Below are 12,001 nucleotides of genomic sequence, written 5' to 3' on the forward strand. Positions count from 1 at the left end.
CTGCGCGACGAGCGGCAGCGGCTCGCGCTGCTGTCGGCCGAGGACACCGGCGTCGCGGCGGCGCTACGGGCCTCCCTGGCGCGGCTGTCTGAGGACGACGCGCGGCTGCTGGGCGCGCTCGGCGCGGGCTTCTCGCGGGTCGTGGACGCCTCGGCCGTGGCCGCGCTGGCCGGCGCGGATCCGGACCAGACGCTGTACGGGCTGGACCGGCTCGCGGAGATGCACCTGGTGGACGAGGAGGCGACCGGCCGCTATGTGATGAGCGATCTCGTGAAGCTCTTCGCACAGCGGACGCCGGACACGCCGGACGCGCCCGGCCCGGCGGCCCCGACAGGAAAGAACGCGGAACGTTAGCGGAGCGTTAGCCGATCGCCAACGGGCTGCGGAATGATCCCTGCCGTACCAACCGGCCGACGTCCCATCGGGGGAACCACCATGTCTCGTACCCGCAGCCTGCGGCTCGCCGCAGTCGCGCTCACCGCCGCGGCCGCCCTCACCCTGGCCGGGTGCGGCGACGGTACGGGCACCAAGACCAGTGGCAAGGCCGACACTTCCGGGGCGGACCGGACCGCGGACGACCAGGGTCAGCAGTCGACGGACGACTCCCGGACCTCGCAGACCACCGACAGCGACGGCAAGCCCGCCGACGGCTCCGGCAAGGACGCGGCGGCCCCCTCCGGCAAGGACGCGGTGAAGGCCGACAAGAACGGCAAGGTCCCCTGCGCCCCGGGGGCCGTCAAGGTCGAGGCGAAGGCCGTCTCCTCGCCCGTCAACCACCTGCTCCTGGTGGCCACCAACACCTCCAAGGGCCCTTGCCACGCCTACGGTTTCCCGTTCCTGCGCTTCGACGCGGACCAGGCCACGGCGATCTCGGTCGAGGAGAGCCGTCCGCAGGCGGTCGTCACCCTCGCGCCGGGCAAGTCCGCCTACGCGGGCGTGCTGACCTCCTCCGCCGACGGCTCAGGCGGCACCGTCCGCAAGGCCAGGAAGCTCTCGGTCTCCTTCCAGGGTCCGGGCGGCGAGCAGGGCGCGGGCGGCCGGCTGGAGGTGGCCGCGCCGAGGGGCACGGTCGCCGTCGACGACTCGGCGAAGGTGACGTACTGGCAGGACGACTCGGCGACCGCCCTCAAGTGGTAGGCGTACGGGGGGGCGTTCCCGCCCTCCGCTGATTGACCGTTCCGGTCCGGGGTACCCGGGGTCGTATGCCAGGCGGAACGGTCTATCGAGTTCGGAGGCGGTACCCATGGGCATGGGTTGGTGCATCGGTCTGATCGCGATCGGAGCGATTCTGACCTTCGCGGTCGACTGGCACCTCGACGGCATGAACGTCCACCTGGTGGGCCTGATCCTGATGGCGGTCGGCATCATCGGCACCTGCGCCTACGTCAGCATCTTCAAGCGGCGCCGGATGCAGCCGCCGCCCCCGGCGGCACCGGTGGTCGAGGAGGACCACCGGTACATCCGCTGAGGCGTAGACCACTGACGGGTCGACCGCTGACGCGCGTCGCTACCCGTCCAGCCCTGCCAGCACCAGCGGCAGCCGGTCCACCCCGCCTGTCACCACGCGCACCGGCACTCCCCAGTCCTGCTGGTGCATGTGGCAGGCGGGGTACTCGTTGTCGGGGTCGTCGTCGCAGGAGGCGGCCATCGCCGAGACGTGCAGGATCCCCTCGGTGACCCCGTCCGCCAGGACCAGGTCCCGGCCGAGGTCCGTCCCCGTGCCCGCGCCCTCCGCGAGGAGCTCCGGCGGGGTCGAGCCGACCACGAGGCGGGTCGAGGGGCCATAGCGGTCGTCGAGCTTCTGGCCCGCCGGGGCCTGGAAGACGACGTCCAGCCGCAGCCGTCCCGGCGCGATGTCGGTCGCCGCGCGCTGGGTGCGGTGCGCCACGGACTCGACCCGCACGGCCTCCTCCGGCAGCCGCAGCCGCGTCAGGCGGTGCCGGGCGGACTCCACGACCACGATGTCGTCGCCGACGAGCACGGCGCCGGAGGGCTCGCGCAGGTCGGTGGCGAGCGTCGTCACCTCGTCCGTCGCCGGGTCGTAGCGGCGCAGGGCATGGTTGTACGTGTCGGAGACGGCCACCGAGCCGTCAGGGAGGACGGTCACGCCGAGCGGGTGCTGCAACAGGGCCTGGCCGGCGGCCCCGTCGCGGTGCCCGAAGTCGAAGAGTCCGGTGCCGACGGCCGTACGGACGGCGTATCCGGCACCGTCGCGCTCGACCCAGCGCAGGGCCGACGACTCGGAGTCGGCGATCCAGAGCCGGTCCTCGGTCGCGGCCAGCCCGGACGGCTGCGAGAACCACGCCTGGTCGGCGGGCCCGTCGACCAGTCCCTCGTTCGTCGTGCCGGCCGCCACCTCGACGGTGCCGGTCTCCGGGTCGTACGTCCACAGCTGGTGGACGCCCGCCATGGCGATCCACAGCCGGCCGGCGAACCAGGCCACGTCCCACGGCGAGGAGAGGTCCACCTCCAGGGCGGGCCCGGAGGTGGGCCGGCCCTGCATCCACTGCCGGCCGGTGCCGGCGAGGAGGGTGACGTCGCCGGTCTCCGGGTCGTACACGCGCAGGGCGTGGTTGACGGTGTCGGCCACGGCGACCTTCCCGTCGGGCAGCAGCGTCAGGCCCTGCGGTTCGCTGAAGCCGCCGGGGCCGAAGCCGCGCTCGCCGGTGCCGACGCGCCGTACGACGGTCTCGCCGTCGGGCGCCAGCTCCACGAGCTGGTGGCGGGTGGAGTCGGAGACGAGGAAATGACCGCTGGGCAGCAGGACGGCCTTGCCGGGGAAGCGCAGGTCGGTGGCCTCGGGCTCGGGCGCGACGTACGGGCCGTCGCCGCGGCGGAGGGTGCCCTTGGCCGCGTGGGTGGCCTCCAGCTCCTCGACCAGCCTGGCCAGGGCGTGCGCGTGGCCCTCGCCCGCGTGCTGGGCGACGACGTAACCCTCGGGGTCGATGACGACGAGGGTGGGCCAGGCCCGCACGGCGTACTGCTTCCACGTCGCGAGCTCGGGATCGTCGAGGACGGGGTGCCGGACCTCGTACCGCTCGACGGCGTCGACGACGGCCTGGTGCTCGGCCTCGTGCACGAACTTCGGGGAGTGCACACCGATGATCACGACGGTGTCGCGGTGCTTCTCCTCCAGCTCGCGCAGCTCGTCCAGGACGTGCAGACAGTTCACACAGCAAAATGTCCAAAAATCAACGACAACGCACTTACCTCGCAGGTCGGCGAGCGTCAGCTCCTTGCCTCCGGTGTTCAGCCAGCCCCCTTTTCCGACCAGCTCGGGAGCGCGGACACGGGCACGGCGGGGCGCGGGCGCGGGGGTGGGCGCCGAGGCGGCATCGTTCATGCTTCAAGCTTGCCATCCGCCCATGAACGCCGGATCACACCCGCGCGAAACGCCTGATCAGGGCACCGCTCCACCACGGCGACTTCCGAGAACTCCCGGAGGTAGGTCATGTGACCCGTTCGGCCAGTGTGCTCAATACAGATGTCGGTGCACACCTCCGCGTTGCCCGTGGGCGCGGAGGTCCACTGGCAGTCCGGGTTCAGGCAGCGCGCGGTTGCCGTGGTTTCCGCCGAGGGGTGGCGGTGCATGACGTAGCTGACGTACCGGAGTACCGCTCTCATGCCGCCCCCTTGGGGTGCGGGTGATTCCGGAGTTCCACATTGCAGTCGCTCACTGTGGAGCCGTCGCCCCTCAAGCGGGCCTCTCTACGCTGGCCGGCCAGGGCGGCGCACACTCCGCAGCCGGCCACCGCTTCGGGCTCCGGATCTGTTCGCAGGGGTAGCTCTACCGGGGGTTGCGCGTAGGTGATCGGCTTCACCGTCCCGCTCCTCGTGTCGTCCGTGCAGTCACCACGCTAGGAACGCCGGAGCTGGACCCCCCAGGAGATTGCATGACGTTGCACGGTCGTCACCTGAATGTCTGCATGGCGCTCGTGATCAGCGCTCGGGCCTTCACTCCGTAGACCGCCATGTCGGCCAGTTCCGCGAACGTGTCGGCGTACGCGGCGACCTCGCTGGGCTGGGTCAGAGTGAGGTAGCCGGAGACCAGCTCGACGTTGATCTGTGCGGTGTCGAAGATCCAGAACCCCTCCACCGGCATCCGGGACCGGTCGGTTCGTGTGGGGACCACACCCAGGCTGATACTGGGCAGAGAGCCGACTGTGAGGAGGTGGCGGAGCTGTTCCTCCTGCACCTCCGCCCCGCCGATCCCGTTTCGCAAGACCGATTCCTCAACCAGGAACGCGAACCGCCGATCACCCTCGTAGAGCACGCGCTGACGCTCCATGCGGACGGCGACCGCGTCGGCCACGTCGTCCACCTCGACCCGTCTCCGCTGGACCGCACGCAACGCCGCCTCGGTGTAGCCGTACGTCTGGACCAGTCCCGGAACGAACCAAGACGAGTAGGCGCGGAAACGGCGGGTGCGCTCGAACAGCGGCAAGCGGGCTTCCTGCGCCTGCTTCAACCCGGCGCGTTCCATCCGCCGCCACCCGATCCACATGCCTTCGGCAGTGCGCAGCGAAGCGATCAAGTCGTCTGTCTGAGCCTCCACGCCACACGCGCGGCACCACGCCCGGATGTCATCAGCGGACGGGGGCGTGCGCGCGTTCATGATCCGTGACGACTTGGACGGATGCCAGGAGCACAGACGGGCGATGTCCCGTCCGGTCAGGCCGGCGTCCCGGCACAGCTCAGCGAGTCGATTCGCCAGAGCCTGCCGGGCCTGCTGAGCGCTTGATGATGGTGAGACGGCCATGGTGGTGACAGCTCAACGCGGTCGGTACTCCTCGTGGGGAATAGCCCGTTGCCAGGCGGCCTCGAAGGCGTCGGCGCACAGCTTCACCCGCTCAGGTTCGTCCGTGTACTCCCGCCCGTCCTGGTCGAGCTGTCCGTTCCCGGTGAAGTGGTGGAACAGCGCTTGCGCACCGTCGAACAGCCAGAAGTCGGTACCCGGCAAGGTCAAGTCCGTGGTCCGTCGCCGGGGAAGCCACCGAACCAGCTCACCCGCCGCGATGTTCGTGAAGGTGCAGTCGTACTCGTACCGCACGTAGTCGCTGATCGGCTCCGACGCGATCCGGACCCGACGGACCACGACCCCGCGGGAGGTCGCCTCACTCACCGCGCCGTGCCAGCCGCCCCACCATGAAGGCCGGTCCGCGGGATCAAGGCGCTTCCCCCGCTGCCACGCGATGAACTCGGGATCATCGAGCATGTAGCTGTCACGCAACTCAAGGTGCACCGCCGAGTGCTGTGCTCGTGCCAGTGCATGACGGGCGGGTGGTTGCACGTGCTGCCTCTCAGTTGTCGTCCGGGCGGGGGATGTACTTCAGCATCACTGCGGGCAGCCGGACGATCGTCTCGTGGTCCGGCACGTCCGTGGAGTGGCCCGGGATCGAACCGATCTCCTGGCACGCCTTCACTTCTTCCTCGGTCGCTTTGTACGACTGAATCAGAAGGTCGCCGGTCTCCTCATGGAGCCAGATCGTCGGAGACTCGTCAGTCGGCGTGTTCGGGATGATGCCGAGGAACTTCAGGCTCACGGTCGCTCCCGCCGTCGAGTGGGTTGCACCAGCGTGCACGAGCCTGACCCTTGCGGCTGAGTCGCGCAAGAGGGCCGTCAGGCAGGGTGGTTGGGCTGACATCGAACGCGTGGAAACCCCCTCACCCGTCGCCCCGGTCAGGGGTGGCGGGCACGGGGCTCACGGTGTTCCACGCCCGTCCGGACGGCTTCTTGGGGCCTTCGGCGGGCCTCGCGGGGCGTCAACTGCGTCGTTCTCGCCTCGCCAAACCTCGGAGGTCGGTGCGGGTATTCCGGCTTACGCGCGCACGGCCTTCGGCCGCGTTGTCCTCACACGCCGGACGGGCCGGTTCTCAGCACCCGGTCCTTCAAGGCCGGGAATTCCTCCCGCGTCTTCGTCACCCGTTCCAGGTCCAGCTCGACCGTCAGGATCTCCTCGTCCGGGCCCGCCTCGGCGAGGACCGTGCCCCAGGGGTCCACGACGATGCTGTGGCCGGCCTGCGGGACGTTCGCGTGGGTGCCGGCGGTGCCGCAGGCGACGACGTACGACTGGTTCTCGACCGCGCGCGCCCGGGCCAGCAGCGTCCAGTGCTCGCGGCGGCGCTCGGGCCAGCCCGCCGGGATGACGAGCAGCTGCGCGCCGGCGTCCACCAGGGCGCGGAACAGCTCGGGGAAGCGCAGGTCGTAGCAGGTGGCCAGGCCGAGGGTGGTGTCCGGGAGCGGGACCGTGACGATCTCGGTGCCGGCGCTCATCAGGACGGCCTCGCCGCGGTCGAAGCCGAACCGGTGGATCTTGCGGTACGTGCGGACGAGGTCACCGGAGGGCGAGAAGACCAGGGAGGTGTTGAAGAGGGGTCCCTCGGGGTCCCGTTCGGCGATCGAGCCGGCGTGCAGCCAGACACCCGCGTCGCGCGCGGCGGCGGACATCGCCTCGGCCGTGGGGCCGTGCAGGGGCTCGGCCTCGGTCGCGAACGACTCGTAGGCGAAGGCTCCGACGTGCCACAGTTCGGGCAGGACGACCAGGTCACGACCCCGTTGTTCGCGTACGAGCCCTGCCACGCGCTCCCTGCGGTCGGCGACCGGTTCGGCCGGGTCCACCGCTGTCTGGATCAAGGAGACGCGCACAGTTACCACCACTCTCAGCGTCCGAAACGACTGCCGGGTTGCCCGTGCGCAGCGTAACTTAACCGGTGAGCACCCAGACAGCACTTGCCCCGCAGCCGCCGCACCCGCACTTGCAGCCGATCGACACCCGAGCCGCCTGTCCGCGCACCGTACGCACCGCCCGAGGGATTCCGTGACCGTCCACCCCAGCCTTCAGCCCAGCATCGACGCCTGGACCCACTCCATCGAAGCGATCCACGAGTTGGTGACACCGCTCGCCGAGGGCGACTGGAACCGGGCCACCGAGTGCCCTGGCTGGTCCGTGCGCGATGTGGTGTCCCATGTCATCGGCGTGGAGAGCGAGATGCTGGGCGAGCCACGACCGATCCACTCGCTGCCGCGCGATCTCTACCACGTGACCGACGAGTTCACGCGCTACATCGAGGTACAGGTCGATGTGCGGCGCTGTCACACCGCTCTGGAGATGACCTCGGAGCTGGACCTCATCATCATCAGGCGCTGCCGGCAGCTGCGCAACGAGTCGCGCGGCCCGCAGACGCCGATCCGCTGGCCGCTGGGCACGAGCAATGAGCAGTCGCTCGAACGGACGCTGGTCCGGCGGACGTTCGACGTATGGACGCACGAACAGGATCTGCGGCGGGCGCTGGGCGTGCCGGGCAATCTCGACTCCCCCGCCGCCGTCATCAGCCGGGACTTCCTGCTCGACGCGCTGCCGAAGGTGGTCGCGAAGGACGCGGGGGCGCCGCCCGGCTCGGCGGTGGTCTTCGACGTGCACGGCGAGCAGGAGTTCCTGCGGACGGTGCGGGTGAACGAGCAGGGGCGGGGGAAGATCGACGGCAGTGTGACGCTGGGGCCGACGGTGACGCTGGGGATGGACTGGGAGACGTACGCGCGGCTGGCGTGCGGGCGGGTGCGGCCGGAGGCGGTGGCGGACCGGATCAAGGTGGAGGGCGAGCCGGGGCTGGCGAACGCCATCCTGCGGGAGTTCTCGATCACGCCGTGAAGCGGTCCGGGCCCCGGCCCGGCCGCTCTCACACCGGTACGTGCAGCGTCTCCACCCGTGACGCGACGATCCGCTCCTCCTCGCGGCGTTGCGCGCGGGTGCGCAGGCGCAGGATCTGGGACAGGCCCAGCGCCTCCAGGACGAAGACGGAGGCGAAGGCGGCGCGGTAGTTGTCGCCGGTCGCGTCCAACAGAAGGCCGACGGCCAGCAGGGTGGTCATCGAGGCGACGAAACCGCCCATGTTGACGATTCCGGAGGCCGTTCCCTGACGTTCGGGCGGATTGGCGGGGCGGGCGAAGTCGAATCCGATCATGGAGGCGGGGCCGCAGGCGCCGAGGACGACGCACTCGGTGATCAGCAGCCACAGGGGCGCGTGCGCGCCGGGCCAGAAGACGGTGGCCGCCCACAGCAGGGCGGTGGCGGCGACGGTACCGAGGGCGAGCGGCAGGCGGGCGGCGTGGTGCCGGCCGATGACCTGCCCGTAGACGAGCCCTATGGCCATGTTGGACAGGACGACGAGGGTGAGCAGCATCCCGGCGGTGCCCCGGGAGAGGCCCTCGGCCTCGACGAGGAACGGCATGCCCCACAGCAGCAGGAAGACCATGGCGGGGAACTGCGTCGTGAAGTGCACCCACATGCCGAGCCGGGTGCCCGGTTCCCGCCAGGCGCGCGCGATCTGCCGGCGGACGAAGCCACTGCCGGTGTGGGGGTGCGGGGCGGGCTCGTACCCCTTGGGGTGGTCCTTGAGGAACAGCAGCATCAGGACGAGGACCACGAGGCCGGCGGCCGCGCTGCCCGCGAAGGTCCGGGTCCAGCCGGCGCTGTGCAGGAGGCGTGCGAGGACGACCGTGGAGATGAGGTTGCCCGCCATTCCGAACAGCGCGGCGACCTGCGCGATCATCGGCCCGCGGCGGGCTGGGAACCAGCGGGAGCCGAGCCGCAGCACGCTGATGAACGTCATGGCGTCACCGCAGCCGAGCAGGGCGCGGCTGGCCAGGGCGGTGCCGTAGGAGTGGGAGAAGGCGAACGCGAACTGCCCGGCGGTGAAGAGCACGACGCCGAGCGTGAGCACCTTCTTCGTGCCGAGTCGGTCGACCAGGAGGCCGACGGGTATCTGCATGCCGGCGTAGACCAGCAGCTGGAGTATGGAGAAGGTGGACAGCGCGGAGGCGTTGATGTGGAAGCGCTCGGCGGCGTCGATGCCGGCCACGCCGAGGCTCGTACGGAAGACGATCGCGACGAAGTAGACGCCGACGCCCAGCCCCCACACGGCCATCGCGCGCCGGCCACCGGGCGGGTCGCCGGGCAGCGCGGTGGCGTCCTGGCTCATCGGACCTCTCCCTGGGCGAGGTTGCGCACCCAGCTGACGTGCTGGTCGATGACGTCGACCGCGGCCTGCGCGTCGCCGGAGCGCAGGGCTTCGAGGATCTCGGTGTGCTCGGCGTGGTTCTTCGCGATGCGGTCGGGGTGGGCGTGCATGACGGCTACGCCCATCCGCAGCTGCCGGTCGCGCAGCTGGTCGTAGAGGCGGGAGAGGATCTGGTTGCCCGCGCTGCGGACGATCTCGGCGTGGAAGGCGCGGTCGCTGACGGACACCGCGGCGAGGTCGCCCGCGGCGGCCTGCCGGCGCATGTCGTCGAGGAGCTCCTCCAGCCGCGCGAGCAGCCGCCCGGAGGCGGGGACGGCCTTGGCGGCGGCGTACTTCTCCACCAGCAGGCGGGTCTCGACCACGTCCGCGATCTCCTGCGCGGACACGGCGAGCACGAGCGCGCCCTTCTTCGGGTAGAGCTTGATCAGCCCTTCGGCCTCCAGCCGCAGCAGTGCCTCCCGCACGGGCGTCCGCGACACCCCGACCGCCTCGGCCAGGTCGCCCTCGGTGAGCAGCGTTCCGCCTTCGTAGTGACGGTGGAGTACGGCGTCCTTGACGTGGGCGTAGACGCGGTCGGCGGCCGGGGGCTGCTTGGCGTTGACGACGGGGGCGGCAAGGTGAGCGGTCGGCATGCGTACAGCTTAGATACAACACGCATCCGTGAGGAGTGGGCGTCCACCATCCGGGACCGGTGGGGGTGGTCGAAAAGGGGGCGTGCGGGGGCGGAGGGCCTAGCCGGGCTGGCCCGACCAGCCGTCCAGCGGGGTGATGAAGACGAAGCGCAGGTCAGGGCGCTGTATGGGGAGGAGGACATGCGTGGTCACGCGTATTTCCGCGTTGCCGTGGTACGGAAGGCGGAGTCCGAAGACGTGGCCGTCGCGGTGTTCGACCACGTCGTGTTCCGCGGACCAGATGCGGCGGCAGTCCGCGTCGGCGTCGAGGATGTCGCGGACGAGAGTGTGCAGTTCGGCGTTGTCCGGGTCGCTGTTGGCGGCGACCCGGAGCATGGCGAGGTAGGCGCGGGCACAGCTGTTCTCCCAGTCGAGCATCTGCTCACGGGCCTCGGGGTCGAGGAGGGCCCAGCGCATGAGGTTGGCGCCGGGGCGCCGGGTCCAGGGAAACCACTCGCCCATCAGGGAATTCGCCGCGACGATATTCCAGGCCACGTCGGAGAGATAAGCGGGATAGGAAACCTGCTGTTCCAGCAGCGCCGCGACGCCGTGCGGCAAGTCCTTTCGGTCCCGGGAGAGCTCGCCGGGCGGGCGGCGGCCGCAGACGGCGAGAAAGAGGGTGAGGGTTTCCGCCTCGCTCAGCCGGAGCGCGCCCGCGACGCGCAGCAGAAAGCTTTCGGAGAAGTCCTGGCGGCGGCCGGCCTCCAGGGCGCGGTACCAGCCCTCGCTGACGCCCGTCAGCCGCGCTACGTGCGCCTGCGAGAGCCGCCGGCCGGGGCGCGGGGACGTGCCGCGCAGCTCGGGGATGGTCCGGGCGTCGACGCGGGAGCGCCAGGCACGCAGGAGGCGGCTGATGGATTCACCGTCCACGCGGCCGTGGGGGCCGATGCCTTCCACACGTCCTCCCGATCCGACACTGCAAGTGTCGGTCAATCTTAAGTAAATTGCCGAGCACGGGCCATTCCACCTTCTGCCAAGGTGGTTTTCCCGAGGCCGCTCCGTTTGACGACGAAGGGCCCGGACGCCGCTCTCTCCTCACTGGAGGGGGGTGAGGAGGGAGGCGTCCGGGCCCTTTGTCCTTGCGTGCCCGCATGCCGCCTTCGGGGCTGCTTTTGGGCGACTTCTCGGGTGACCTTTGCCGTTGAATTGTTTCCTATTCAACGGCTCCGGTCGTCATCCCCTCGCCATCTTGAGGGCGGTCACCCTCAGCCCCACGTGATCAGGCGCTGCGGGTTCTCCAGCACCGCCGCGATGTCCGCGAGGACCTTCGAGCCCAGCTCGCCGTCGACCAGGCGGTGGTCGAAGGACAGCGCCAGGGTCGTCACCTGCCGGGGCTTGACCTTGCCCTTGTGAACCCACGGCTGGAGCTTGACCGCGCCGAAGGCCAGGATCGCGGACTCGCCCGGGTTGAGGATGGGCGTGCCCGTGTCGACGCCGAAGACCCCGACGTTGGTGATCGTGACCGTGCCGCCGGACATCTCCGCCGGGCTGGTCCTCCCCTCGCGCGCGGTGGCGATCAGCTCGCCCAGCGCGGCCGACAGCTCGGGGAGGGTCTTGACCCCCGCGTCCTTGATGTTCGGCACGATCAGGCCGCGCGGCGTGGCGGCCGCGATGCCGAGGTTGACGTAGTCCTTGCGGACGATCTCCTGGTTGGCCTCGTCCCAGGCCGCGTTGACGTCCGGGTTCCGCTTGATCGCGACGAGCAGCGCCTTGGCGACCAGCAGCAGCGGATTGACGCGCAGCCCGGCCATGTCCGGGTCGGTCTTCAGCTTCTGTACGAGCTTCATCGTGCGGGTCACGTCGACGGTGATGAACTCCGTGACGTGCGGCGCGGTGAAGGCGCTGGCGACCATCGCCTGGGCGGTGGCCTTACGGACGCCCTTGACCGGGATCCGGGTCTCGCGCGCGCTGAGGTCACCCGGAACCGCCCGGGCCGCCGGTGCCGCCTCCGCCACGACACCGGGGGCGGCGACGGCCTGCTGGGGTGCCACGCGCTCCACGGAGGCAGCGGCGGCGGCGTGTACGTCCTCACGCGTCACCACACCGTCCGTGCCCGTCGGGGTGACGGTGGTGAGGTCGATGCCCAGGTCCTTGGCGAGCTTGCGGACCGGCGGCTTGGCCAGCGGCCGGCCGACGCCCGCGACCGGCTCGGCCGCCACCGGCGCCATAGGAGCGGGAGCGGGCGCGGCAGCCGCGGCCCCGTGCCCGTTCAGCTCCGCCTGCACCGCGGCCTTCACCGAGGACCCCGCCCCGGGCTGCGCCTTGCGCGCCCGGCGCTTGGTCGACGACGGCGCGGCCCCGTACCCGACGAG

The 12,001-nt window shown here is 70.7% G+C and carries 13 protein-coding genes and 1 pseudogene; 4 read left to right on the plus strand and 10 right to left on the minus strand.

Annotated features, from left to right (window positions below):
- The 3 genes and pseudogenes from J7E86_RS14825 to J7E86_RS14835 form a co-directional block, all read left to right on the plus strand.
- Nucleotides 1–354, plus strand: a pseudogene (locus J7E86_RS14825) (SARP family transcriptional regulator); the annotation flags it as partial.
- Nucleotides 355–435: 81 nt separating this feature from the next.
- Nucleotides 436–1,137 carry a DUF4232 domain-containing protein gene (locus J7E86_RS14830; protein ID WP_215082133.1) on the plus strand — a complete coding sequence of 234 codons (702 nt, stop codon included), beginning with the start codon at nt 436–438 and terminating at the stop codon, nt 1,135–1,137.
- A 106-nt stretch (nt 1,138–1,243) separates the two neighbouring features.
- Entirely contained in the window at nt 1,244–1,468 is a 225-nt protein-coding gene (locus J7E86_RS14835; protein ID WP_215082134.1) for a hypothetical protein, read from the plus strand.
- A 39-nt stretch (nt 1,469–1,507) separates the two neighbouring features.
- Here J7E86_RS14835 and J7E86_RS14840 read toward each other — a convergent pair whose 3' ends face one another.
- The 6 genes from J7E86_RS14840 to J7E86_RS14865 all read right to left on the minus strand — a co-directional run bounded on the left by J7E86_RS14840 (nt 1,508) and on the right by J7E86_RS14865 (nt 6,646).
- Nucleotides 1,508–3,343: an NHL domain-containing thioredoxin family protein gene (locus J7E86_RS14840; protein WP_215082135.1), complete on the minus strand. Its 1,836-nt coding sequence runs from the start codon at nt 3,341–3,343 to the stop codon at nt 1,508–1,510.
- Complete coding sequence (locus J7E86_RS14845; RefSeq protein WP_215082136.1) at nt 3,340–3,624, minus strand: hypothetical protein; 285 nt, start codon at nt 3,622–3,624, stop codon at nt 3,340–3,342. The genes J7E86_RS14840 and J7E86_RS14845 overlap by 4 nt, the downstream gene beginning before the upstream one ends.
- A gap of 286 nt (nt 3,625–3,910) precedes the next feature.
- Nucleotides 3,911–4,759 (minus strand): helix-turn-helix transcriptional regulator, encoded by an 849-nt coding sequence (locus J7E86_RS14850; protein WP_215082137.1) that lies wholly within the window; start codon nt 4,757–4,759, stop codon nt 3,911–3,913.
- Nucleotides 4,760–4,771: 12 nt separating this feature from the next.
- Nucleotides 4,772–5,290 carry a DUF6879 family protein gene (locus J7E86_RS14855; protein ID WP_308312591.1) on the minus strand — a complete coding sequence of 173 codons (519 nt, stop codon included), beginning with the start codon at nt 5,288–5,290 and terminating at the stop codon, nt 4,772–4,774.
- A 10-nt stretch (nt 5,291–5,300) separates the two neighbouring features.
- Nucleotides 5,301–5,543 (minus strand): hypothetical protein, encoded by a 243-nt coding sequence (locus J7E86_RS14860; RefSeq protein ID WP_215082138.1) that lies wholly within the window; start codon nt 5,541–5,543, stop codon nt 5,301–5,303.
- Nucleotides 5,544–5,851: 308 nt separating this feature from the next.
- Complete coding sequence (locus J7E86_RS14865) at nt 5,852–6,646, minus strand: carbon-nitrogen family hydrolase (protein WP_215082145.1); 795 nt, start codon at nt 6,644–6,646, stop codon at nt 5,852–5,854.
- A gap of 172 nt (nt 6,647–6,818) precedes the next feature.
- Between J7E86_RS14865 and J7E86_RS14870 the strand changes: the two genes are divergently transcribed.
- The gene (locus J7E86_RS14870) at nt 6,819–7,649 is read left to right on the plus strand and encodes a maleylpyruvate isomerase family mycothiol-dependent enzyme (protein WP_215082139.1); all 831 of its coding nucleotides are present in this window, start codon (nt 6,819–6,821) and stop codon (nt 7,647–7,649) included.
- A gap of 28 nt (nt 7,650–7,677) precedes the next feature.
- Here the strand turns inward: J7E86_RS14870 and J7E86_RS14875 are convergent, their stop codons facing one another.
- The 4 genes from J7E86_RS14875 to J7E86_RS14890 all read right to left on the minus strand — a co-directional run.
- A complete protein-coding gene (locus J7E86_RS14875; protein ID WP_215082140.1) occupies nt 7,678–8,979 on the minus strand; it encodes a nitrate/nitrite transporter in 1,302 nt (433 codons plus the stop codon).
- Entirely contained in the window at nt 8,976–9,650 is a 675-nt protein-coding gene (locus J7E86_RS14880) for a GntR family transcriptional regulator (protein WP_215082141.1), read from the minus strand. The genes J7E86_RS14875 and J7E86_RS14880 overlap by 4 nt, the downstream gene beginning before the upstream one ends.
- Nucleotides 9,651–9,749: 99 nt before the next feature.
- On the minus strand, nt 9,750–10,586 hold the full coding sequence (locus J7E86_RS14885) for a helix-turn-helix transcriptional regulator (protein WP_215082142.1): 837 nt from the start codon (nt 10,584–10,586) through the stop codon (nt 9,750–9,752).
- 308 nt (nt 10,587–10,894) lie between these two features.
- The coding region (locus tag J7E86_RS14890) for a dihydrolipoamide acetyltransferase family protein (RefSeq protein ID WP_215082143.1) at nt 10,895–12,001 on the minus strand (1,107 nt) is incomplete at its 5' end.

Source organism: Streptomyces sp. ISL-11 (assembly GCF_018614525.1).
Lineage (GTDB): Bacteria > Actinomycetota > Actinomycetes > Streptomycetales > Streptomycetaceae > Streptomyces.

Coding starts and splice junctions, on each gene's coding strand:
- J7E86_RS14830 (WP_215082133.1), top strand. CDS start 436: ATGTCTCGTACCCGCAGCCTGCGGCTCGCCGCAGTCGCGCTCACCGCC.
- J7E86_RS14835 (WP_215082134.1), top strand. CDS start 1,244: ATGGGCATGGGTTGGTGCATCGGTCTGATCGCGATCGGAGCGATTCTG.
- J7E86_RS14840 (WP_215082135.1), bottom strand. CDS start 3,343: ATGAACGATGCCGCCTCGGCGCCCACCCCCGCGCCCGCGCCCCGCCGT.
- J7E86_RS14845 (WP_215082136.1), bottom strand. CDS start 3,624: ATGAGAGCGGTACTCCGGTACGTCAGCTACGTCATGCACCGCCACCCC.
- J7E86_RS14850 (WP_215082137.1), bottom strand. CDS start 4,759: ATGGCCGTCTCACCATCATCAAGCGCTCAGCAGGCCCGGCAGGCTCTG.
- J7E86_RS14875 (WP_215082140.1), bottom strand. CDS start 8,979: ATGAGCCAGGACGCCACCGCGCTGCCCGGCGACCCGCCCGGTGGCCGG.
- J7E86_RS14880 (WP_215082141.1), bottom strand. CDS start 9,650: ATGCCGACCGCTCACCTTGCCGCCCCCGTCGTCAACGCCAAGCAGCCC.